The sequence below is a fragment of the Blautia sp. AF32-4BH genome, from assembly GCF_003460565.1.
GTDB lineage: Bacteria > Bacillota > Clostridia > Lachnospirales > Lachnospiraceae > Fusicatenibacter > Fusicatenibacter saccharivorans.
On record NZ_QTVL01000005.1, the window covers coordinates 18,886 to 40,469 of the forward strand.

Consider the following 21,584-nt stretch of genomic DNA (forward strand, 5'->3'; position numbering starts at 1 on the left):
AGCTCCTTACTTCTTAAAAAGCCCTGCAATTTTCTGAGCTTTCTCCTGTCCTATAGTTGCCTTGATGAATTCCTTACTCCTACGAATCGTTTCAGACTGTACATCCTTCGGTCTGCTGAGATCAAAGAAATCATAAATCACATCCGAGTCCGTTTTCATTTCTGTAAACACTTCTAAGAAAACTGGCTTCTCCAAATCGCTGCGCATGAATTCCTTAAGAGCTTCCCGCATAGATTCTTTGTCATGTGCGCTCAAATAGATAAAGTTGTTCGATTTAACCCACCCCTCAGCCTTAGTATGATGCCTTGCGGTTGTGTGCAAATCACTTGCCTCATCTTTCCACATGTGATTGAAGTAAAACTCTGATCCGCCCTCATTATTAATCAGCAAAATATGAACATTATTCTTAATATGGCGCAGTCTCATTGCATTCATATCGTAGAAAAATGCCAAATCGCCAATTACGAGATAGCTTTGTTTATTTCCCGCAGCGGCCTGTCCCAGGAAAGAAGACAAACAGCCATCTATGCCATGTGTCCCAATATTTGCATAGGTTTTAATTCTCGGATTAAGCTTAAAGAAATTCGTAATACGAATACTATCGTTAATGCTCAAATGCAATACAGAGTCTGCCGGGATTTTTTCTACAACTTCTTTAATTGCATACACATGCGAATACGGGAAATCCGGGTAGATAACCGAATCCACATATCTCTTCAGTCCCTGATAATATTCACAGTCATTCGTCTGATTTTCGTCAGCTACATTTACACAATATTTGAAGAAATATTCTGGCTTGCATTCGAAAATCGTGGTAATGCTTTTATAAAGATCAACAACCCGGCCATCTTCCTGAACCAGCCAATGTTCAAACTCTCCTGCAAACTTTCTAAATTGCTCTTTAATTCCTGCAAAAATATTGCCACCAAAAGAAATCACAATATCCGGCAAGAATTCTTTTACCTTCTTTGGGATAACATACCGTGCATCCATGCAAACATTGAGATTCAAACCTTCTTCTATCTCAATATTAGACATATACTCAATTGATACCGCAGAATTGTACTTTTCAAAAAATCCTTTTAAGCTTTCCTGAAGAGCAGGACTAACATAGCTGTTCTGTCCACAGGTAACCAAAATCCGCCTAGCTTTTTTCAGTTTTTCAATTTTCTCTTTCCATAAGTCATCAGCATCATCTAAGCAAAGAAGGTCAATCTTCGTAACCTCTGGGAGAGTCTTAATATTAAAAGAATTGTTATAGGACTTCATCGGAACATTGATATGCACCGGACCAGTTCCATGATGATTCAACTCTAGTAATGCTTCATTGACTAGTCGCTGACAATAAATTTCATCATCGCGATTATTAATAATCGGAAGATTAACTGATTTTCTTACATGTCGATCATACATTCCAACCTGATCAATCATCTGATCTTCCCACTGACCAAGCATTTCAGGATCACGATCACTGGTCAATACAACGATCGGTACCCCCTGATAAAATGCTTCTGCAACAGGCGGCCAATAATTACAGGTTGCCGTAGAGGACGTACAAGAGATTACAACCGGTTGGTTCAATTCCTGCGACAAACCAAGTGCAAAATAACCAGCACTTCTTTCATCAACTACTGAATAGCAATGAAAATCAGGGTCTTCTTCAATTGAGTGAACAAACGGAACATTGCGACTGCCCGCAGACAGAACACAATGTGTAATGCCATATTTCTTCAGTAAAGCTATAATAATCTGATAGGTTTTCAGTTCAGTATACATATGTCATTCCTTTCCTTCAGGAGAGATTTTTTCTCAGATACTCCTTCGCCACTTCTCTATGTGCTTTCAACTGCTCATCAACTTTCGCGTAATCAATCGCCTTTTCATTGATGTTTTCTGTATCTTCAATTTTCGTTGTCATCCGATTGGCCAGTCCCAGTCGTTTTAGCAAATCGCTCAACTTTTCTTCATTACCATAGCTGTTACCTACACTCTTGCGAATCAATGTTGTAAACGGCCGATGTGTGATCACCGAGAAGATGCTGCCGTGGAAGGTATCGGTAATAACTTCTTCTGCATTTCTGAAATAGGCCAGAACCTCAAAGGGTGAGCAGTCCACGAATCGGTCTGCACATTTTTGGATACCACCAATTGCATATACCTTCAAATTCTTTTTTTTTGCATAAGCAGCAATCCAATCTGCCTCATCATTGGAAATACGACCTGCATACGCGTACAGAATCAAATACTTCTCATTAGTCTGAACCTGTGGGATTTTGTCGCAGCAGTTCATGTAATCATAGGTCAGAACCGGATCCAGATTGTACACTGGTTCTTTCCCAGTGAGCTGTTCTACAATAGTTCCTGAATTAGCATCTCGTACAGAAATCGCGTCAAACTTCTTCAACAAAGCTCCGACTTCATTGGCCTTTTTATACTTTTCCAGCTTTTCCAATGTGGTATTGCCGAAAGACGCTGCATAAGTGATAAGTTTCTTAGCATAGTTATTTTTCCCAAACAATTCTGGCGAATAGCCCACATTGGAATTTTTTTGAATACAATTAAAAACCTCGTCACTGCCAATCACAAGACAATCCACTGTCGGATTGTAGTTCATTTCGTCTGCAATTCCCAAAAGCGGCATATACTTTCGAGCAAAGGACTGTTTATATCGGATGAACGATAATTTGTGTGCAAGAGGAGCCTGATACCGAAAGGTTTCCAGCCCCTTTTCTATCTTTCGGACAACCTTGTTTTTACTATCTGCATTTTCTGCAATTACTGGAGCACCTACATGGTAGTCCACAAATTCTACATTACAGCCAACTTTCTCAATTAGCTGTTTCAATGCATACGCCTGCAAAAACGAACCGTAATTTGCAATGCGCTGCATCGACATGATTCCAACTTTTCTCATCCATCCATCCTCAATACAATTCATCTACCAGTTTTTCAAGTTCTTCATTAAACTTGGCATTATTACTACTCATACCATGTCCCATGCCGGCAACAATCTGATCATAGTTCGTTATGATATCTCCCAGTGTATTAATGTCCTCCACCGGAATAATCGTTCCCATTCTCTGAGCCACGTTTCTCGCAAACTCCACCTGATGATCGTTCACATGCTCATTGAACTGATGCTGACGTGGCACAACAATAGGAGTCTTACCTATCTGTAGTGGCATGATAAAACTTGCCGGGCCACCGTGAGTGATTACAATACGGGCGGCGGCCACATTTTTCACCATCTGCTGATATGGAATCAACTTACTCCACTGACAGTATTTCGGCTCGTATGTACTAAAGCCAGTCTGGATAATTACATCTTCGTTTATAATGCCGTCTTTCTTTAATTCATCTATTTTCTGAATCAGCCGATTAAATGGCTGCTCATGTGTTCCTACCGTCACAAATATCATTTTCTCGTCCCCTACTTAGAATATACTTCCCAGATTAACCGCTTTCGGATAAACCTTTTTCTGCTCTTCCCACTGCACAACAAACTTGTCCACAATGGGATAAACCATCTTTCCTGTCATTGTCGGTTTATCAATTCGATCAAAAACCTCGATGTAGACCAACTTTGCGCCCATCATTTTACCAATATAAAAAAACGGGACCGCAACTGCTGCACCACAGGAAATAATCAAATCTGGCTTTTCCTTGTGTAACACATTCCATGCAATCTTGGTATTCTTAATAAGAGCCTTTAGACTCCGGTTTGTCGGATAATGACAAGGATACATTTTTTCACCTTCAAGCAGACTTCTTGCATCCTCTTTATCAAATGTAACCCAAAAATGATTCTTATCTTTCCAAAACGGTTTTAACATATAAAGGTGGGTTAAATGACCGCCAGATGAACCCACCAAGCATACCTTTATATTTTTATTATCTTTCATCTGACACTCTCCTCTAATCTTCTTTATCCCTGCTTAGTCACGCTGGAAAATATCTCTAGTGTAAACTTTCTCTTTCACATCATCGAGGCACTTGTCATACCTGTTTGCGATGATGGCGTGGCTCATTTCCTTGAACTTATCCAGATCATTAACCACTACTGATCCGAAGAATGTCTCGCCATCTTTCAGAGTCGGCTCATAGATGATCACAGTTGCGCCCTTGGCCTTGATGCGCTTCATGACACCTTGGATAGAACTCTGACGGAAGTTATCACTGTTGCTCTTCATGGTCAGTCGGTATACACCAACAACAACTTCTTTTTCCTTGCTCTCATCCCAGCTGTCATTCGCTTCATAAGCACCAGCAATCTCCAGAACACGGTCGGCGATGAAGTCTTTTCTTGTTCTATTGCTCTCAACGATTGCTTCGATCAGATTTTCCGGTACATCGGCGTAGTTCGCCAGCAGCTGCTTGGTGTCTTTCGGCAGGCAATATCCACCATAACCGAAGGAAGGATTATTGTAATGAGTACCAATACGAGGATCCAAGCAAACACCGTTAATGATTTGCTGTGTGTTCAGTCCCTTCATCTCGGCATAAGTATCCAGTTCGTTGAAGTAGCTGACACGCAGTGCCAGATAGGTGTTGGCAAACAGCTTAACTGCCTCTGCCTCAGTAAAGCCCATGAACAAAGTGTCAATGTTCTCCTTAATTGCGCCTTCCTGCAGGAGTTCTGCAAAAGTGTGTGCTGCCTTTACCAGTCGAGCATTATCCACGTCGGTTCCGACGATGATACGGGAGGGATAAAGGTTATCATACAGAGCCTTGCTCTCACGCAAGAACTCCGGGCTGAAGATGATATTGTCGCAGTGGAACTTCTCACGAACACTTGCTGTATAACCAACCGGGATGGTACTCTTGATAACCATAATGGCTTCCGGATTGTATTCGATGACCAGTTTAATGACAGCTTCCACTGCAGAGGTATCAAAGAAATTCTTCTTGCTATCATAATTTGTCGGTGCGGCGATGACTACAAAATCAGCATCACTGTATGCTTCCTTCGCATCCAACGTTGCGGTCAGATCCAGTTCCTTTTCTGCCAGATACTTTTCAATGTACTCATCCTGAATCGGAGACTTTTTGTTATTGATCAGCTCTACTTTCTCAGGAATGATATCTACTGCCGTCACCTTGTGATGCTGAGACAGCAACGTAGCAATAGAAAGACCAACATAACCAGTACCAGCCACAGCAATCTTTAAATCCTTAAACTCTCTCATTTCTCTATCCCTCTAATTTTCTTTATTTATAAAACTCAGCGTACCACTCAGCGAACTTCCTTAATCCAGTTCTCAGACTTGTACTCGGTTTATACCCGAAGTCACGCTCCAGTGCGCTAGTATCTGCATAGGTCACAGGCACATCACCCGGCTGCATCGGAACCAGTTCCTTGTGTGCCTCGAAGTCATAATCTTCCGGCAGAACTTTCGCTCTTACTAACTCCTCACTCAGAATCTGCACGAAGTCTAGCAGGTTCTCAGGGTTCTGATTACCAATGTTGTAAACTGCATACGGCGGAATCGGCAGACCATCCTCGCCATTCTTCTTGTCAGGTGCTTTCTTCATCACACGGACAACACCCTCAACGATGTCATCCACATAAGTAAAATCACGCTTGCAGTTGCCATAGTTGAAGATTTTGATAGTTTCGCCCTTCACCAGCTTGTTGGTGAATCCGAAGTAGGCCATGTCCGGACGACCTGCAGGACCATACACGGTGAAGAAGCGCAGTCCAGTGGACGGAATGTTATAGAGCTTCGAGTAGGCATGTGCCATCAGCTCATTAGATTTCTTAGTGGCTGCATACAAAGACACAGGATTATCTACCTTGTCATCCGTGCTGTACGGAACCTTCTTGTTGGAACCGTAGACGGAGGAAGAAGAAGCATACACCAGGTGCTCTAGACTCTCGCAATGACGGCAGGCTTCGAGGATATTGAAAAAGCCGACCAAGTTAGATTCCACATAAGCATCCGGGTTGGTGATGGAGTAACGCACACCAGCCTGTGCAGCAAGGTTGACGACCACAGACGGCTTGTACTTCTCGAACAGCTCCGTGATCAGCTCCTTGTCGGCGATGTTGCCTTTGACAAAGGTAAATGTGGGATACTTAGCCAGCTCATTCAGGCGGAACTCTTTGAGTGCCACGTCGTAGTAAGCATTCATGTTGTCAATGCCGATGACCGTAGCAGAAGGAGCCTCCTGATAAATTCGTTTCACAAGGTTGGAGCCTATGAAACCGGCTGCACCTGTGACTAAAATCGTTTTATTATCTAAAGTAACTGTGCTCATATGTATTCCTCCATTTCTAAGTGTTTTCTTATGCTGTCGTATCCAATCACCCCAGCAATCAATACTTTTCCCGATATTTCGTCTATTTTCCAACATATCTTTATCCAGACAAGTTCACTCAACAAAATCAGTTGCATCTTCTTCCGCATTTCTCCGGCGCATATTCATACGCCGCACTCTCCACCCTCTACATCAAAGTGTTATGTTATTGAGTAGACCTGTTTTTCTACATCTATTTTTCCAAATTTATCCATTCCATCTTTTTGTAATAATCATACAAACAAACCCATCATTCTTATTGCAACCTGCACAATGATTTATTCATTTTTTATGATGTCTACACGACAGAATATTAGTAATTTCCGTCCGTTACTCAACGCCACGCAGATAAATGCAGTTATCAGTATTAACGTCCTACTGCACAAAACATGATTTTCACAGTAAAATGCGGCGTATATTTATGCAAAAATGCCTATTATCGCATGTGTATTACGCTCCACCATAGACCATCAGACCTCAACTGATTTTGTTGAGTAGACATTGCCAGTTATATACATTCCGTTTGTAATGATACTTAACATATTTTTGTGACTTACGGCCTATTAAAACAGCATTTAGCCTTAGTCCAATAATATCATGTACATTCTAGCTTATTTGCTCCAGTTTGTAAACATTATGAAGCAACTTTCTTCACAGAATGTCGAACTTTTTCCTATTTGTTTCTTTTATCATTACCATTATTTTACATAATCTCTATTCGCGCAAAAAAGGATTAGCAACCTTTCGAAAATGACACGTTCCTAATCCCTTTTATTTTCCTATCCTATTCCATTTCTTTCCTTCTCAAAATATCAAACCTATCCAATTCCACGCCAAGATCAATCCACAATTTCTGCTTCGGATGCGGCGCACTCTCCATCTGGTTCCCTTCATCATCCCAGATCCCCTTCACCGTAACGCGGACATTCTCCCCATCCGGTTTCATCACTTCAATCTCTTCCCCAACCGAAAACTTATTCCTCTGCTCAATCGCATATCTGCTTTTTTCATTCTTCTCCCCAACAATCCCCAGATACGTATACTCCTTCACATACGTATTACTATCATAAATCTGGCTCTCATGATCCGGCTTTCCATAGAAAAATCCCGTAGTAAACTGCCTGTACGTACAGTTCGAGATCTGATCCCGATACCACTCCATATTCTCCTCATACTTCTTAGGGCTCTCCAGATAATCATCAATTGCCTTCCGATACGTCCTTGCCACCGTCGCCACATACAGCGCCGTCTTCATTCTTCCTTCAATCTTATAACTGTCAATCCCCGCATCCAACAAATCCGGGATATGCTCAATCATACAAAGATCTTTCGAGTTAAAGATATACGTCCCTCTCTCATTCTCATACACCGGCAGATACTCCCCCGGTCTGGACTCTTCCACGACCGCATACTTCCACCGGCACGGATGTGTACAAGCCCCCTGGTTCGCATCTCTTCCCGTGAAATAATTGGACAGCAGACATCTACCCGAGTACGAAATACACATCGCCCCATGAATAAACGTCTCGATCTCCATCTCCTCCGGAATATGCTCCCGAATCTCTTTGATCTCCGCCAGCGACAGCTCCCGCGCTGTCACGACGCGCTTCGCCCCCTGTTCATACCAAAACTGATACGTCCCATAGTTCGTATTATTCGCCTGTGTACTGATATGCCGTTCAATCTCCGGGCACACTTCCATGGCGATGAGATAGACTCCCGGATCGGAAATAATCAGTGCATCCGGCCCGATCTCTTTCAATTCGGCAAAGTAAGCCCGCACGCCCTCAAGATCCTGGTTATGTGCCAGAATATTCGCGGTGACATACACTTTCACTCCATGCGCATGCGCAAACTCCACGCCTTCTTTCATATCTTCCATCGAAAAGTTCTTCGCCTTCGCGCGGAGTCCGAAGACTTCTCCGCCGATATATACGGCATCTGCGCCGAAGATCACTGCTACTTTTAATACTTCCAGACTGCTGGCTGGAACCAGTAATTCCGGTTTTCTCATGTTGTTTCCTCTCTCTTCTCATGGCTTTTCATCGTGATCGCGATTCCATCTCCCAGCGGCACGACCGATGTCAGCAGCCCTTCATTGTGTGTCAGTTCAAATAAGTATTCCCGCATCCGTTTGTGGATCGTGCGGTTCCGGCGTTCCACGGCGAAGCGGGATTCGATGACGTCGCCGTCCTGCAGCACGTTGTCGGTGATCAGTACGCCGTTCTTATCAAGGACACGCAGGACTTCCGGCAGGAAGTGGATGTACTGTCCCTTGGCGGCGTCCATGAAGATAAAATCATACGGCCCGTCCAGGGTTTTTAAAACTTCGGCGGCATCTCCCGGGATCAGGGTAATGCGGTCGGCAAAGCCGGATTTTTCGAAGTTCTCCCGTGCGATCGGGATGCGTTTTTCGTAATTTTCTATTGTGGTAATCTCTGCGTCCGGTTCGCCGTACTGTGCCATGAAAACAGCAGAGAATCCTACGGCAGTTCCTACCTCCAGGATTCTCTTTGGCTGTTTCATCTTTAAGAATACTTTTAAAAAGCTCTGCATTTCACGGCGAATGATCGGCACTTTTGTCTGTTTGGCCGTCCGCTCCAGATTTTCCAGAAACGGGGTGTGGCCGGTGTCCAGGGAATTGATGTAGGTTACCATTCGTTCGTCTATTATCATGTAAGATTCCTCTTGTTTTGCAAACGTGCGTTATTCCGCGGACGGCTGTCCTTCGGTGTTGACGCCCGCCAGAATTTCCAGCATTTCATTGACGGTCTGTGCGGTGTTCAGCACGTAGGAACCGTCCTTGATGCCGCCGTAGTAGCCGGACAGGCGGTACTGGACTTCGAAAACCAGAAGGCTTTCGTCGATCAGTCCGTTGTCTTTCAGGAGTTCGCCAAGTTCTTTCGCCTCCATGCCGGAACGCACCTGTACGGTGACTTCCTTTCCTTTTCCTCTGGATGCGACTGGCTCCTCGGCAAACACGTCATGTCCAAACTGATATGAAGTTTTCGCTGCCAGAATGATCACAAGAATCACGCAGACGTAAATGAGCAGGCGCACGGTTCCTTTCGCACCTGTCAGCGCTGCGCGGTATCCGGCATCCCTTTTCTTTTCGGACATGGGCGCTCTCCTTTTGATTTTCGGTTTTAGATTTCCGGTACTCCGATGCGGATTGCCTCTGAAATGCAGTCCTGCACCTTCTGTACCATCTTACAGACCTCGAGTTCCGCTTCAAGATAGGCGTTTGCTTTCTCGCTTTTGCGGAGTGCGTAGGAATCCCGCTCCAGGGAATCTACCGCATCGTAAAGGTCTACGTTTTCGGACTGCTGCAGTCGGTAGTTGCGGATTCGATAGTCGTCGACCCAGCTTTTTAAGTCCGGGTCTTTTTCAAGTTCCTCTTCCATCCACAAGTAATTCTGATATGCCCTGCTCTCCCTCATTTCTTCGATGAGCGCATCCAGACATTCTGTTACTTTGTCCATGGTATTTATGCCTCCATGATGATCGGAAGGATCATCGGTCTTCTCTTTGTTTTCTTCCATACATAATCGCCGAGGGCATCTTTGATCGTGGATTTGATCTTGCCCCAGTCGGAGATATTTTTGGAAAGGCAGCCATCCAGCGCCTCTTCTACAACTTCTCTTGCCTCGCCCATCAAATCCTCGGATTCGCGTACATAGACGAAACCGCGGGATACGATGTCCGGGCCGGCCAGAAGCTGGTTCGTTCTCTTTTCGAGAGTCAGTACAACGACCATGATTCCGTCCTCGGACAGATGCTGGCGGTCACGCAGGACGATATTTCCTACATCACCAACGCCGAGTCCGTCGACCATGATGGCTCCGGTGTGGACTTTGCCAGTTACTGCTGCGCCGTCCTCATCGAGTTCCATGACATCACCGGAATACATGAGAAAGATGTTCTCTTTCGGGATGCCGAGGCTCTGTGCTACTTCTGCGTGTGCTTTTAAGTGGCGGTATTCGCCGTGTACCGGAATGGCGTATTTCGGTTTTACCAGGGAGTAGATCAGTTTGATTTCCTCCTGGCAGGCATGTCCGGATACGTGAACGTCCTGGAATACGACGTTGGCACCCTGTGCAGACAGTTCGTTGATGACGTTTGAAACGGCTTTTTCATTTCCCGGGATTGGGTGGGAACTGAAGATCACGGTGTCGCCCGGCAGGATCGAGATCTTTTTGTGCAGGTGTGCCGCCATACGGGACAGTGCTGCCATGGACTCGCCCTGGCTTCCGGTGGTGATCAGGACAAGCTGCTCGCCGGTGTAGTTTTTCATCTGCTCCACATCGATCAGGGTATTTTCCGGGATATTGATGTAGCCCAGCTCCTGCGCGATGGAGATGATGTTGACCATACTGCGGCCTTCGATGACAACTTTACGGCCGTATTTATAAGCAGAGTTGATGATCTGCTGCACACGGTCGACGTTCGATGCGAAGGTTGCGATGATGATTCGGGAATTCTGATGCTCGGCAAACAGGCCGTCGATCGTCTTTCCTACGGTCCGCTCGGACATGGTAAAGCCAGGCCGCTCTGCATTGGTACTGTCGCACATCAGTGCCAGAACGCCTTTCTTTCCGATCTCTGCGAATCTCTGCAGGTCGATGACATCACCAAAGACTGGTGTGTAGTCGACTTTGAAGTCTCCGGTGTGGACGATGATGCCAGCCGGGGAGTAGATTGCCAGTGCTGCTGCATCTGCAATACTGTGGTTTGTTTTAATAAACTCAATACGGAATGCGCCCAGGTTGATGGACTGTCCGTGTTTGATGATTTTCCGTTTTGTGGTGCGGAGCAGGTTGTGCTCCTTTAATTTGTTTTCGATCAGGCCAATCGTCAGTTTGGTGGCGTAGACCGGCACGTTCACTTCTTTTAAGATGTACGGCAGCGCACCGATGTGGTCCTCGTGGCCGTGGGTGATGACGAAGCCTTTGACTTTGTCGATGTTTTCTTTCAGATATGTTACATCCGGGATGACCAGGTCGATACCGAGCATGTCGTCTTCCGGGAATGCAAGTCCGCAGTCTACGACGATGATACTGTCCTCATACTCGAAAACGGTGATGTTCATACCGATCTGTTCCAGACCGCCAAGCGGTATAATTTTTAATTTACTTCCATTATTCTTTTTCAAATAGCACCTCCGCGCATGTTTTCCAAACGATTCCGTTACCGGTACGGCTTCACGCGCGCATCCCCTGAGCGTCACTTCAGGCTGATGGAGCATGTCCCGCACCTGCAGGATTTGCCCTTTAAAGCGCTGTCCCGGTCCCGCTTTGTCTGCGTCCCGGTATGGCTTCAAAACGGCTGGTTCAATAGGTGATGTCTGCCTCGTCATCCAACATGGAAGCAAATACGCCGGAAACGGCATCGAATTCGGTGTCGTCTTCTACCATAACATACTCTGCCTCTGCGTCGGTGTCGGTGGAGATATCCTTCAGAATATAGGCATTTGCCTCGTCGTCCTTTGAATCGGATACCAGAATATAGTTGACTCCATTGATTCTGGTCTGCTCTTCCACGTAAAATTCTTCTTTGCCGCCATCATCTGTTACAAATGTTATTTTTTCCATACAATATTCCTTTGTTCAGTTTTCCTGTGATTCCTTCTGATGGGAAAGATAGTCCAGATATCCCTGCAGGATAAAAACAGCTGCAATCATATCTACGTACTCCTTGCGGTTTTCCCTGCGGATTCCGGTTTCCATCATGGTGCGGTCTGCTTCGACCGTTGTCAGCCGCTCGTCCCACATGACAACGGGCAGGCCTGTCCGTCTCTCCAGCATTTCTTTGAACTCGAGAGATTTTTCGGCCCGCTCTCCGATGTCGTTGTTCATATGTTTCGGGAAGCCGAGTACGATTTTTTCCACGCCGTACTCTTTTGCTATCTCTTCAATCCGGGCCAGCGTCTGACGCAGCTTATTCTCCGATTTTCTGCGGACAATTTCGATTCCCTGCGCAGTAAGACCCAGGGCGTCGCTGACTGCCACCCCTACTGTTTTTGAGCCGTAATCTAATCCCATTATTCTCATAGTAATTACGCTCACTTCCAGGATTCATTTTTGATGTACTCTTTTAACAGTTCCTCTACCAGTTCATCACGCTCTACTTTCATGATCAGGCTTCTGGCTCCCTTAAAGCTTGTGATGTACGTCGGGTCGCCTGACATGATATAGCCTACGATCTGGTTGACTGGATTATACCCTTTTTCTACCATGGCGTTGTAAACGGTTTCGAGTACCTCTTTTACCTGAATCTCCGGCTCTGTTTTTACTTTAAAATATTGTGTGTTACTTAATCCTGACATTCTTTTCACGTCCTCGTATTTATTGATATCATTTATATTCTAATACATGTTATGGGAAATTTCAATCGTGAAATTGCCCAACTATTTGAATGTTACAGTTCACTGCATCTCAGCGAACTGTAATATTCAAAGCCCGCATGGAAAATTTTGCTTTGCGAAGAGGCGGCAGCTATTTCTGATGTTATTTTATCCCTGAAAACGCCGCATTATTCATATGAATTGGAAGTAAAAATCATTTCCAGGATTCTCTGGGCACAGGCGGTCAGGTCTTTTTCCTCGAGATACTGGTCATTTTCGGCACTCAGCGCATCCAGGATTTCGCGGCGGTCGGTTTCGGTTCCCGGCATCACAAGATCGTTTCCGGCAGCAATGCATTTTGCGGCAGAGGAGCCTCCGTCGGCGTTTGTTGTGGTCCAGTCTGTCATGATGATGCCGGCAAAGCCCCATTCCTTTCTTGCAGCGGTTGTGCACAGATCGTAGCTGTTGGCGGTGTGGACACCGTTTACCTTGTTGTAGGAGGTCATGATCGCCTTTGGCTGGGATTCTTTGATTGCAATTTCGAAGCCCTTCAGATAGATCTCACGCAGAGCGCGCTCGGAGACGATGCTCGATACGCCGCGGCGGTTTTCTTCCTGATTGTTGCAGGCGTAATGTTTGATGGTCGTTCCGACCCCGTGCTGTCTCTGCACACCGCGTGTGAGAGCTGCTGCGATGATTCTGACCAGAATTTCGATTGAATTTTCTCCCGCCCTGTTCTATACTAATGTAAACAAATGTAGCTGTTTTTTATTCCAGATAACTACAAAATCGGAGGTATCACGCTTTATGCATATGACACAAATTCAATCTGTCTTAAACGAGAAAAAAATCACGTTTTCCTATACGGAAGAGGACAACTGCGGAAGCATCGACTTTGAGCACCGCGGTCTGCGGTATCATATCTGGGAATTTGCAGACGATGTGGAGCCGGTCGGCGTGGAGACCAATCTGCGGTATGCAGGGCGCGATGAGGAAATCGAAGGCGATTACGATACGATTCTCGCAGAACATTTAAAGAAAGAATTTTAAGCGATTTCATTTCATTTTTGGGAAAAGATGTGTATTTTATGACGCCAGTTCTTCAACCACAGCTCGAAAAAGTCACGCTGGAACAGTATGAAATGCTTCCAGAAGAGAAACGCTTCGAAGTTTTTGACGGTGTCGTCTACGACATGGCAAGCCCTTCGCAGGTTCATCAGGCACTATCCATGCAGCTTTCTACACTCATCAATACTTACATTCTTCGCAAAAAATCATATATTTTCTAACGCTGCCAGAAACAGCTCATAGAAGTCATCTTCCCCTTCAAGCGCCGGGGAATTTTCTCCGCCGCCATTGGTGCTGCGTTTGATTTCTGCGTAAAATTCTTCACCTGCCATGGCAAGATCCATTTCATAGATGGAAACGCCATAGGCATGGCAGATTTCGCAGAATGCGTGGATTGGATTCGGATTTTCCCTTGTCTGAAGCAGTTTTTCACGCAGAATGGGGTCTGCCTTTGCTTTTTTCTGCCAAGCTTTTGCCTGCACTGCAGGGAAGTTCTTTCATCGCCATGATTGCTGTTCTCAGACATCTGCGAGCCGTAACTTTTCTCAATCAGTTCGTTTTTTGTCAATAAATGATTTCTTGACGCTTTCAGATCTCTGTGATACAGTAATGGCAGAAACGAGGTGATTGCATGAAAAACACATTTGAGCAACAGATTTACGAGATCTTTGGAACAACGGACCCAAAGGAGCTGCGCAGGCTTTCCAAAGACGCGAAACAATACCAGCAGTTAGCGAAAAAAGAAGCACTGCGCCATGCGGCTGGAAGAAAACCAGCTTTTTCGCTGCCGCAAATCATTCAGATGGCTGCCATGCAGCAGCAGGGAAAAAGTATTGCCGAGATCGCGCGCACCTTTCAGGTCAGCAGGCAGACAGTATACAATCAAATTGCCCGTGCTCACTGTTTCAGCACGGATCCCGATGTCAAAACGCGGATGTGTTTTCTTTACCGCGATCAGCTTTGCACAACGATTGATATCGACTTCCGTCATGAGAAAATTGCAATCCAGAATTACACAAAAAAAATTCCGCTTCGTGCCTTTGGCGTTGTGGAGCATCCGACCTGGGATGATTTTACCTGGTTTCTGGAAAGCCGCTGTTTTCCCAAAACACGCGATCATGCCAAAGATATTTTAAAAGAAATGGGACTTCCCTTTTATGATCCGCTGCTTATCATTGAAAAAACAGATGGGCGAATGGCCGGTGACGAGCAATGGATCCTGATTCTGAAGAATAAGGAGGCACGCCATGGAACAGATCCGTCTTGATAATCAGCTGCCTGTCAAAAAAACAGATCACACCTCAAAAGGGGACCAGCTCAAGTGGAAAATCGGTAATATCTGGTACAAATCCGACTATATGGGATATGAGGGACTCTCGGAGACACTGGTGTCTCATTTACTGCAAAAAAGCACTCTTTCCCATCCGTTTGTCCTGTATCAGCCTGTTCGGATTGCATACCGCGGCACTCTCCGCAGTGGCTGTTCCAGTCCTGATTTTCTAAAAGCAAATCAGATGCTGATCCCATTGGAAAAACTGTACCGTCAGAATACCGGAGACAGTCTGGCAATCTCACTTGCTGCTTTTTCAGAACCTGCGGAACGCATTCGTTTTCTGGCAGACCAGTTAGAAAACATGACGGGAATTCAGAACTTCGGCGCATATTTGACCGCTATGCTGGAAATTGATGCCTTCTTTCTGAATGAAGACCGGCACACCAACAACATCGCTGTTCTATATGATACAGAAACAGCGCAATATTCTCTAAGTCCCCTGTTCGATCAGGGTTTATGCCTGTTTGCAGACACCAGCAATGACTACCCTCTGGATCTGCCGATGGATGTTTGTATGGAACGCATCGAAGCCAAACCTTTCAGCTCTGATTTTGATACACAGCTGGATGCTGCGGAGGAATTATACGGTATCCAGCTTCACTTTTCCTTTACGCCAAAAGATGTCCGCACGGAACTGGCTTCTCTGGCCGATTACTACCCTCTGGAAATCCGCCAGCGTGTTGAGCAAATCATACGCCGACAGATGCGCAAATATGGATATCTGATGCGCAGTTAGAGACAAAGTAAAAACAGTACAGAAAAGTCCCCACGCTGTGTGTGTCTTCTGTACTGTTTTCTTTTTTGACCTTTTTACACGATCTTATGCTATTTTCTTGAATACCGGAATCGAATCGATTGGTGCGGCGGCAAGAACGGTCTGTCCTCCTCCGTACACTTTTCCGTCTCTGGTGTCTTCCCAGCGTCCTGCCGGAAGATATACTTCACGCTCGAACTCGTTCAGATGGAAAATCGGCGCTACCAGGTATTCGCTTCCGAACATATACTGATCCTGCAGCTCCCAGCATTTTTTGTCATCCGGGAACTCGTAGAACATGGTACGGATCAGCGGAGAACCGTTTTCGGATGCTTCGTCATACAGCTGTTTGATGTAATCGTGCATGCTGATGCGGATGTCGTAATATTTTTTCATGATCCGGTAATTTTCTTCTCCATAGCTCCACAGTTCATTGGACTGGCCGGTATACAGGTAGCCGCCGCCAAAATCACGGTCATCGAGCGGTGGAATGTTGTGCGGTCCGCGGTCGCCGTGCATACGAAAAACAGCAGAGTAAACGGCAAACTCATACCAGCGGATCAGAAGCTGCTGGAAATCCGGGTCGTTGACATCATCTGTCATAAAGCCGCCGATATCGGTTGTCCACCACGGAATGCCGGCAAGACCCATATTAAGGCCGGCCTGGAGCTGATCATAGAAGGCTTCAAAGGTACTCGGCACATCGCCGGACCATACAACATTTCCGTATTTCTGGCTTCCGGCCCAGGCGCAGCGAAGCAGGTTTACAATATTTTCTTCTCCTTCTGCTTTCATGCCGTCATAGAAGACACGGCTGTACAGCTGCGGATAGATATTGCTGCAGGAAAGAGCAGGTCCGTCGATATAGCGGTAATGATCGAAATCGTAAACGCCGAAATCCGGTTCTGAGTTGTCCAGCCAGAAGGCATCGATTCCAAAATCATAATAGTTTTTCTTGCAGACTTCCCAGACGTATTTTCTGGTTTCCGGGTTGAACACATCGATTTCCACGCAGTCCCCCTGGAAATCATACGTCTGCAGGGCGCCGCGCTCTGTTTTAATCAGCAGGCCGCGGTCCAGCATCGGCCAGAAATTCTCGCTCTTCCGGTCTACGCTTGGCCATACGGAAACGATAACTTTGATTCCCATGGAATGCAGTTCGTCCACCATGGCTTTTGGATCCGGCCAGTATTTTTCATCGAATTTCCAGTCGCCCTGTACGGTCCAGTGGAAGAAATCGATGACAACCTGATCGATTTTGATGCCTTCCTTCTGGTAGCGGCGTGCCACTTCAAGCACTTCCTCCTGCGTACGGTAGCGCAGCTTGCACTGCCACAGGCCCATACGGTCCTCCGGGAATTTCGGCGCGCGGCCGGTCACTGCGGTGTAATTTTCCAGGATCTCTTTCGGTGTATCGGCTGCGGTCAGCCAGTAGTCCATATCTTTGGTCGAGCGTGCAGTCCATTCGGTGTAGTTCTTTCCGAAGGTTACCTGTCCGACAGCCGGATTGTTCCACAGCATACCATATCCTAAGCTGGATACGGCGAATGGTACGCTGATCTGGGAGTTCCGCTGCGCCAGCTCCAGGGTGCATCCCTTCAGATCCATGTATTTCTGCTGATACTGGCCCATTCCGAAAATCTTCTCTTCGTCGTTGCTCTCAAATTTCAGGTTCAGGCTGTATTCGCTTCCGCCGATCACACCTTTCCACTCACGGTTGACCGTTTTTAAGCAGCGGCTCTCTTTGCTGATCGTTCCGTCGTAGCACCGGTGATATTCTCTTAAAATTTCCTGATCTTCTTTGTAGAAGGTGATAACGCCTGCAAAGTTGACCACAGCACGGAGTTTTCCATTGGTGATCGATGCGCTGGTTCTTTTTCCCATCGATCCGTCGATTTCCAGATGATCGACCTCAAACTGCTCTGCTTTTGCCTCTGTTTTTTCCGGCACTTCGGTCAGTGCCCAGTCCTTTCCGGAAAATCCCGGAAGCATCGTTGCGCGGACACGTAAGGAATCTTTTCCCCACGGCTCAATCCGCAGTGTTTCTCCGTTTGCCTGTGCAATTAGTACACCATTTTCTGTCTGAAAACGCATTGTTTTTTCCTCCTTTTTGAAAGGAGAGGTCACAGAAAAATTTTCTTTTCCGTGCCTCTCCCTCCCCTATATTCTTACATTCCGATGTTTATGCAACAACAACTTCGCTTGCATCTGCTGCCAGAACAGCTTCTTTCTTTTCATTTCCGACGAAGACTTCTACTTTCAGTTCGGTATGTGCGCCTTCTACGGACACTTTCACTGCATCGCCGTCTTTAACTGCTTTCACGGTGAATACGGTGTTTCCGTGGATATCCGAAACCTTTGTCTCGGCTGCGTCTTTTAACTGATATACGCAAACAGTTGCGTGGTCATCGTAGTCGTAATCCGGTCTGGTGTCGCAGTTTCCTCTTACTACGATGCTGTTCTCTCTTACATACAGCGGCATGGAGAAGTAGTCGTAGGTTCCCTGATACCATCTGCCGCCCTCTTTTGTCTCGCCGGTCAGAAGCTCAGTCCAGGTGCCTTCCGGCAGGTAGTACTGTGCAACTTTATCCTCGCGGAATACCGGTGCAACCATAAGGGCATCACCTAACATGTACTGCTGATCCAGATACGGAACGGCCGGGTCGTTCATGAACTCGAATACCATCGGGCGCATTACCGGGGTTCCTTCCTCGTGTGCCTCTACAGATTTCTGGAAAATGTACGGCATCAGCGAGCATTTCAGGTTGGTGAAGAATTTTACTACGTCGCAGGACTCTTCGTCGAACAGCCACGGCACACGGTAGCTTGTGGATCCGTGCAGACGGCTGTGGGTGGACATCAGTCCAAATGCGCACCATCTCTTGTACAGATCCGGTGTTGCGGTGCTCTCGAATCCGGAGATATCATGGCTCCAGAAGGAGAAGCCGCTCATCGCGAAGGAAAGACCGCCGCGCAGGGTTTCTGCCATGGACGGATAGTTTGCAGAGCAGTCGCCGCCCCAGTGTACCGGGAATTTCTGGCTTCCTGCTGTTGCACTTCTTGCAAACAGAACTGCCTCGTTCTCGCCTTTTACTTCTTTTAACAGATTGAATACTGCCTGGTTGTACAGGTATGTATAGTAGTTGTGCATTGCCTGCGGATCGCTTCCGTCGTGGTAAACAACGTCAACCGGGATTCTCTCGCCGAAGTCGGTCTTGAAGCAGTCTACGCCACAGTCCAGAACAGTTCTCAGTTTATCGGTATACCATTTGACCGCATCCGGGTTGGTAAAGTCCACAAGGCCCATACCTGCCTGCCAGTTGTCGGTCTGCCATACGCCTTTTCCGTCTGCTCTCTGCAGCAGATAGCCGTTTGCAGCGCCTTCTTTGAAGAATGTGGTTCCCTGTGCAATATACGGGTTGATCCATGCACAGATGTGAAGACCTTTGTCGTGATATTTCTTTAAGGTTGCGCGGATATCCGGGAAGCATTTCTTGTCCCACTCAAAATCGCACCAGTGGAATTCGTGCATCCAGAAGCAGTCGAAGTGGAAAACGCTCAGCGGAATATTTCTCTTTTCCATTCCCTCGATGAAGGATGTGGTAGTCTCTTCGTCGTAGTTTGTGGTAAAGGATGTGGACAGCCACAGACCAAAGGACCATGCCGGAGGAAGTGCCGGACGTCCGGTCAGTGCGGTGTACTCGTTCATGATCTTCTTCGGTGACGGGCCGTGGAACAGATAATATTTGATTCTCTCGCCCGGTACGGAGAAGCCGACATACTCAACTTTTTCGCTTGCTACTTCGAAGGAAACGTTGTCGGTGCTGTCAACGAGAATACCGTAGCCGTTGTTTGTCATATAGAATGGTACGCATTTGTATCCGATCTCGGATGCAGTACCGCCGTCTTCATTCCAGGTATCGACAACCTGTCCGTTTTTCACGAATGGGGTGAATCTCTCGCCAAGGCCGTATACGCACTCACCTACGCCAAGGGACAGCTCACTTACCATGTATGGCTGATATTTTTCGGTCATGTAGTTCGGTGCCGGCAGCATGGTGCTCTGCTTGCGATCCCATCTGATATAGGAAAGGTTGCGGAATCCGCTTCCGGTCAGGACTTTTCCGTCTGCCTCGAAGGTGTAAGCGAAGATTCCTTTTCTCTGTACGCGTACCAGTACGCTTCCGGTGTCGAGAACTGCCTCATCGTCGTTGATGGTAACGGTTACGTCCTCGTATACGCTCTCTGTTTTGTCGAAGGACGGAACTTTGTTGTCGTAGGCTTCATAGTGCCATGCTTCCATGGAGATGGTATCCGGTGTGTGTGCCACGAACTCAACGGTGATGGTCGGCAGGTTCAGGGTCATACCTCTGTGCTCGATCGGGCGGGTGGTAGCCAGGATACGCATACCGCCTGGGATCTGCTCTACTTCATAAGCCTGCATTGCATGGGATGCATTTGCTTTTTCACTCGGAAGCCAGTAACCTTCTGTGAATTTCATCTTTTCATTACCTCCTGATTTGATGCGCCCGAAACAGAGGATGAAAAGCGCTCTCTTTTCATCATTTTTTACAGAATTCCTGTTTCAGGCTGACGTTTTTTGGTAATTTTATCCTACCACACTTTTCCTGTCGAAAACAGGGAGGATTCTGTGAAAAAATACGGCGATATTATCTTTTTTCCGGTTTGAACCTTTTTCTGGTTCCAATATGCAAAACGGGAGTGTGTCCCGCAAAAGTATCCTGTTTCATTTCCAGTTACTTTTGCCGGGACACACTCCCATCTTTCTTCTTTTGTTTTTTCTTTATGCCACAATCAGATAGGCAACAACTGCCAGCAGGATCTGCAGGATCACAAAGCGGATCACAACCTGACTGTCGGACCATTTGTATTTCAGGCGGACATGGTCATGCAGCGGTGTTCTTGTATTTTTGAGGATCGCGATTTTCAGGAAACGGAGTAAAAATACTTTGACAAGACCGATTCCTCCGTCGACGATCATCACGCCTGCCATCAGCAGATATAAGAACGGATGGCGGGACTGCATGGCAAGGATGGCGATGTAGAAGCCAAGTGCTCTCGAACCGGCGTCTCCCATCAGCATGCTGCTCGGCGAGGTATTGAAATACAGGTACGCGAGAAGCGCTGCCACGAACAGGTAATTGGCTACGGTGAAGCTTCCAAGGACATCGTGGAAAATCATACTGAACGCGAAGATAACCACGCAGGAAAGGCTCGCGCAGAGTCCGTCGACACCGTCGGAACAGTTTGTAACGTTGATCGAAATCCAGATCAGGATGATGCCGAGGATTATGTAGACCACTTTCGGAATGGTAAGGGACATGCTTCCGAAGCAGATCGTGGTGGAATTGTAATTCACAAAGGTGATGACGGTCACAATGGAGATGACGAGGTCAATCGCGCCTTTTTTGTAATCGCTCCACGGGGTTTCGGATGCATCATCGAGGTAGCCGCTCAGCATGATGCAGACGAGCAGGATCGCGTAGATCACATACTCGGCGCCAAGAGGCAGGAACAATACGCTTCCGATCAGGAAACAGATGACGATCACGAGGCCGACGCCGCGCAATTTTCCGCGGGAGAGGCCGCCGTTTACGGCAAATTCTCTGCCGTGATCGCTCGGCAGAAAGGAAAATGGATGCTTTAACGCCAGAAAGGTCAGCAGAAAGGTGACCACGATTCCCAGCATGGCGATCTGGCCGGGATTTAAAAAATTACTCCATACTTGATACATACGTTTTCTTCCTTCACTTTTCTTTAGATTGAGT

General features: G+C 46.6%; 23 protein-coding genes. 4 read left to right on the forward strand and 19 right to left on the reverse strand.

What is annotated here, in order from left to right; all coding sequences use genetic code 11:
- Positions 1–6: 6 nt before the first annotated feature.
- From menD to DWZ44_RS07730, 15 genes are all read right to left on the reverse strand, one after another.
- Entirely contained in the window at positions 7–1,776 is a 1,770-nt protein-coding gene (gene menD / locus DWZ44_RS07660; RefSeq protein ID WP_117804586.1) for a 2-succinyl-5-enolpyruvyl-6-hydroxy-3-cyclohexene-1-carboxylic-acid synthase, read from the reverse strand.
- Positions 1,777–1,792: 16 nt separating this feature from the next.
- A complete protein-coding gene (locus DWZ44_RS07665) occupies positions 1,793–2,914 on the reverse strand; it encodes a polysaccharide pyruvyl transferase family protein (RefSeq protein WP_117804587.1) in 1,122 nt (373 codons plus the stop codon).
- Between the two features lie 10 nt (positions 2,915–2,924).
- Positions 2,925–3,419, reverse strand: coding sequence for a glycosyltransferase (locus DWZ44_RS07670; protein WP_117804588.1), 495 nt, complete (start codon positions 3,417–3,419; stop codon positions 2,925–2,927).
- 15 nt (positions 3,420–3,434) lie between these two features.
- Positions 3,435–3,902 carry a PssD/Cps14F family polysaccharide biosynthesis glycosyltransferase gene (gene pssD, locus DWZ44_RS07675; protein ID WP_330411414.1) on the reverse strand — a complete coding sequence of 156 codons (468 nt, stop codon included), beginning with the start codon at positions 3,900–3,902 and terminating at the stop codon, positions 3,435–3,437.
- Between the two features lie 33 nt (positions 3,903–3,935).
- Positions 3,936–5,186, reverse strand: coding sequence for a nucleotide sugar dehydrogenase (locus DWZ44_RS07680; protein WP_117804589.1), 1,251 nt, complete (start codon positions 5,184–5,186; stop codon positions 3,936–3,938).
- Positions 5,187–5,208: 22 nt separating this feature from the next.
- Positions 5,209–6,258: an NAD-dependent epimerase/dehydratase family protein gene (locus DWZ44_RS07685; RefSeq protein ID WP_117804590.1), complete on the reverse strand. Its 1,050-nt coding sequence runs from the start codon at positions 6,256–6,258 to the stop codon at positions 5,209–5,211.
- Positions 6,259–7,081: 823 nt separating this feature from the next.
- Entirely contained in the window at positions 7,082–8,311 is a 1,230-nt protein-coding gene (locus DWZ44_RS07690; protein WP_117804591.1) for a peptidase U32 family protein, read from the reverse strand.
- Positions 8,308–8,973, reverse strand: a complete 666-nt coding sequence (locus DWZ44_RS07695; protein ID WP_022461075.1) for an O-methyltransferase — start codon at positions 8,971–8,973, stop codon at positions 8,308–8,310. Before DWZ44_RS07695 ends, DWZ44_RS07690 begins: the two co-directional genes overlap by 4 nt.
- 30 nt (positions 8,974–9,003) lie before the next feature.
- On the reverse strand, positions 9,004–9,417 hold the full coding sequence (locus tag DWZ44_RS07700) for a solute-binding protein (protein ID WP_117804592.1): 414 nt from the start codon (positions 9,415–9,417) through the stop codon (positions 9,004–9,006).
- Between the two features lie 26 nt (positions 9,418–9,443).
- Positions 9,444–9,779 carry a YlbF family regulator gene (locus tag DWZ44_RS07705; RefSeq protein ID WP_158565848.1) on the reverse strand — a complete coding sequence of 112 codons (336 nt, stop codon included), beginning with the start codon at positions 9,777–9,779 and terminating at the stop codon, positions 9,444–9,446.
- A 5-nt stretch (positions 9,780–9,784) separates the two neighbouring features.
- Positions 9,785–11,449: a ribonuclease J gene (locus DWZ44_RS07710; RefSeq protein WP_055218756.1), complete on the reverse strand. Its 1,665-nt coding sequence runs from the start codon at positions 11,447–11,449 to the stop codon at positions 9,785–9,787.
- A 178-nt stretch (positions 11,450–11,627) separates the two neighbouring features.
- On the reverse strand, positions 11,628–11,888 hold the full coding sequence (locus DWZ44_RS07715) for a DUF1292 domain-containing protein (RefSeq protein WP_022461718.1): 261 nt from the start codon (positions 11,886–11,888) through the stop codon (positions 11,628–11,630).
- A 15-nt stretch (positions 11,889–11,903) separates the two neighbouring features.
- On the reverse strand, positions 11,904–12,347 hold the full coding sequence (gene ruvX, locus DWZ44_RS07720; RefSeq protein WP_022461717.1) for a Holliday junction resolvase RuvX: 444 nt from the start codon (positions 12,345–12,347) through the stop codon (positions 11,904–11,906).
- A gap of 11 nt (positions 12,348–12,358) precedes the next feature.
- Positions 12,359–12,622, reverse strand: coding sequence for an IreB family regulatory phosphoprotein (locus DWZ44_RS07725; RefSeq protein ID WP_022461716.1), 264 nt, complete (start codon positions 12,620–12,622; stop codon positions 12,359–12,361).
- 206 nt (positions 12,623–12,828) lie between these two features.
- Positions 12,829–13,311 (reverse strand): glycoside hydrolase family 3 N-terminal domain-containing protein, encoded by a 483-nt coding sequence (locus DWZ44_RS07730; RefSeq protein ID WP_416388409.1) that lies wholly within the window; start codon positions 13,309–13,311, stop codon positions 12,829–12,831.
- Between the two features lie 136 nt (positions 13,312–13,447).
- Between DWZ44_RS07730 and DWZ44_RS07735 the strand changes: the two genes are divergently transcribed.
- Complete coding sequence (locus tag DWZ44_RS07735; RefSeq protein ID WP_055265060.1) at positions 13,448–13,690, forward strand: hypothetical protein; 243 nt, start codon at positions 13,448–13,450, stop codon at positions 13,688–13,690.
- Positions 13,691–13,728: 38 nt separating this feature from the next.
- Positions 13,729–13,929, forward strand: a complete 201-nt coding sequence (locus DWZ44_RS07740; RefSeq protein ID WP_117804669.1) for a Uma2 family endonuclease — start codon at positions 13,729–13,731, stop codon at positions 13,927–13,929.
- Here the strand turns inward: DWZ44_RS07740 and DWZ44_RS07745 are convergent.
- The gene (locus DWZ44_RS07745) at positions 13,915–14,190 is read right to left on the reverse strand and encodes a hypothetical protein (RefSeq protein ID WP_055265064.1); all 276 of its coding nucleotides are present in this window, start codon (positions 14,188–14,190) and stop codon (positions 13,915–13,917) included. The genes DWZ44_RS07740 and DWZ44_RS07745 overlap by 15 nt on opposite strands.
- A 149-nt stretch (positions 14,191–14,339) precedes the next feature.
- Here DWZ44_RS07745 and DWZ44_RS07750 point away from each other — a divergent pair, with 149 nt between their 5' ends.
- Both DWZ44_RS07750 and DWZ44_RS07755 read left to right on the forward strand, forming a co-directional pair.
- Positions 14,340–14,975, forward strand: coding sequence for a helix-turn-helix domain-containing protein (locus DWZ44_RS07750; protein ID WP_117804595.1), 636 nt, complete (start codon positions 14,340–14,342; stop codon positions 14,973–14,975).
- Positions 14,956–15,777, forward strand: coding sequence for a hypothetical protein (locus tag DWZ44_RS07755; RefSeq protein ID WP_117804596.1), 822 nt, complete (start codon positions 14,956–14,958; stop codon positions 15,775–15,777). The genes DWZ44_RS07750 and DWZ44_RS07755 overlap by 20 nt, the downstream gene beginning before the upstream one ends.
- An 84-nt stretch (positions 15,778–15,861) precedes the next feature.
- Here DWZ44_RS07755 and DWZ44_RS07760 read toward each other — a convergent pair whose 3' ends face one another.
- From DWZ44_RS07760 to DWZ44_RS07775, 3 genes are all read right to left on the reverse strand, one after another.
- On the reverse strand, positions 15,862–17,889 hold the full coding sequence (locus DWZ44_RS07760) for a glycoside hydrolase family 31 protein (protein WP_117804597.1): 2,028 nt from the start codon (positions 17,887–17,889) through the stop codon (positions 15,862–15,864).
- An 88-nt stretch (positions 17,890–17,977) separates the two neighbouring features.
- On the reverse strand, positions 17,978–20,296 hold the full coding sequence (gene yicI / locus DWZ44_RS07765; protein ID WP_117804598.1) for an alpha-xylosidase: 2,319 nt from the start codon (positions 20,294–20,296) through the stop codon (positions 17,978–17,980).
- Positions 20,297–20,599: 303 nt separating this feature from the next.
- The gene (locus DWZ44_RS07775) at positions 20,600–21,550 is read right to left on the reverse strand and encodes a phospho-N-acetylmuramoyl-pentapeptide-transferase (protein WP_117804600.1); all 951 of its coding nucleotides are present in this window, start codon (positions 21,548–21,550) and stop codon (positions 20,600–20,602) included.
- Between the last annotated feature and the right edge of the window lie 34 nt (positions 21,551–21,584).

Bases quoted from the DNA above. Each gene is read 5' to 3' on its own strand.
- DWZ44_RS07740 (WP_117804669.1), top strand. From the start codon at position 13,729: ATGACGCCAGTTCTTCAACCACAGCTCGAAAAAGTCACGCTGGAACAG.
- DWZ44_RS07680 (WP_117804589.1), bottom strand. From the start codon at position 5,186: ATGAGAGAGTTTAAGGATTTAAAGATTGCTGTGGCTGGTACTGGTTAT.
- DWZ44_RS07715 (WP_022461718.1), bottom strand. From the start codon at position 11,888: ATGGAAAAAATAACATTTGTAACAGATGATGGCGGCAAAGAAGAATTT.
- ruvX (WP_022461717.1), bottom strand. From the start codon at position 12,347: ATGAGAATAATGGGATTAGATTACGGCTCAAAAACAGTAGGGGTGGCA.
- DWZ44_RS07755 (WP_117804596.1), top strand. From the start codon at position 14,956: ATGGAACAGATCCGTCTTGATAATCAGCTGCCTGTCAAAAAAACAGAT.
- DWZ44_RS07665 (WP_117804587.1), bottom strand. From the start codon at position 2,914: ATGAGAAAAGTTGGAATCATGTCGATGCAGCGCATTGCAAATTACGGT.
- DWZ44_RS07685 (WP_117804590.1), bottom strand. From the start codon at position 6,258: ATGAGCACAGTTACTTTAGATAATAAAACGATTTTAGTCACAGGTGCA.
- pssD (WP_330411414.1), bottom strand. From the start codon at position 3,902: ATGAAAGATAATAAAAATATAAAGGTATGCTTGGTGGGTTCATCTGGC.
- DWZ44_RS07670 (WP_117804588.1), bottom strand. From the start codon at position 3,419: ATGATATTTGTGACGGTAGGAACACATGAGCAGCCATTTAATCGGCTG.
- DWZ44_RS07760 (WP_117804597.1), bottom strand. From the start codon at position 17,889: ATGCGTTTTCAGACAGAAAATGGTGTACTAATTGCACAGGCAAACGGA.
- DWZ44_RS07695 (WP_022461075.1), bottom strand. From the start codon at position 8,973: ATGATAATAGACGAACGAATGGTAACCTACATCAATTCCCTGGACACC.
- menD (WP_117804586.1), bottom strand. From the start codon at position 1,776: ATGTATACTGAACTGAAAACCTATCAGATTATTATAGCTTTACTGAAG.
- DWZ44_RS07725 (WP_022461716.1), bottom strand. From the start codon at position 12,622: ATGTCAGGATTAAGTAACACACAATATTTTAAAGTAAAAACAGAGCCG.
- DWZ44_RS07700 (WP_117804592.1), bottom strand. From the start codon at position 9,417: ATGTCCGAAAAGAAAAGGGATGCCGGATACCGCGCAGCGCTGACAGGT.
- DWZ44_RS07750 (WP_117804595.1), top strand. From the start codon at position 14,340: ATGAAAAACACATTTGAGCAACAGATTTACGAGATCTTTGGAACAACG.
- DWZ44_RS07775 (WP_117804600.1), bottom strand. From the start codon at position 21,550: ATGTATCAAGTATGGAGTAATTTTTTAAATCCCGGCCAGATCGCCATG.
- DWZ44_RS07735 (WP_055265060.1), top strand. From the start codon at position 13,448: ATGCATATGACACAAATTCAATCTGTCTTAAACGAGAAAAAAATCACG.
- DWZ44_RS07690 (WP_117804591.1), bottom strand. From the start codon at position 8,311: ATGAGAAAACCGGAATTACTGGTTCCAGCCAGCAGTCTGGAAGTATTA.
- yicI (WP_117804598.1), bottom strand. From the start codon at position 20,296: ATGAAATTCACAGAAGGTTACTGGCTTCCGAGTGAAAAAGCAAATGCA.
- DWZ44_RS07705 (WP_158565848.1), bottom strand. From the start codon at position 9,779: ATGGACAAAGTAACAGAATGTCTGGATGCGCTCATCGAAGAAATGAGG.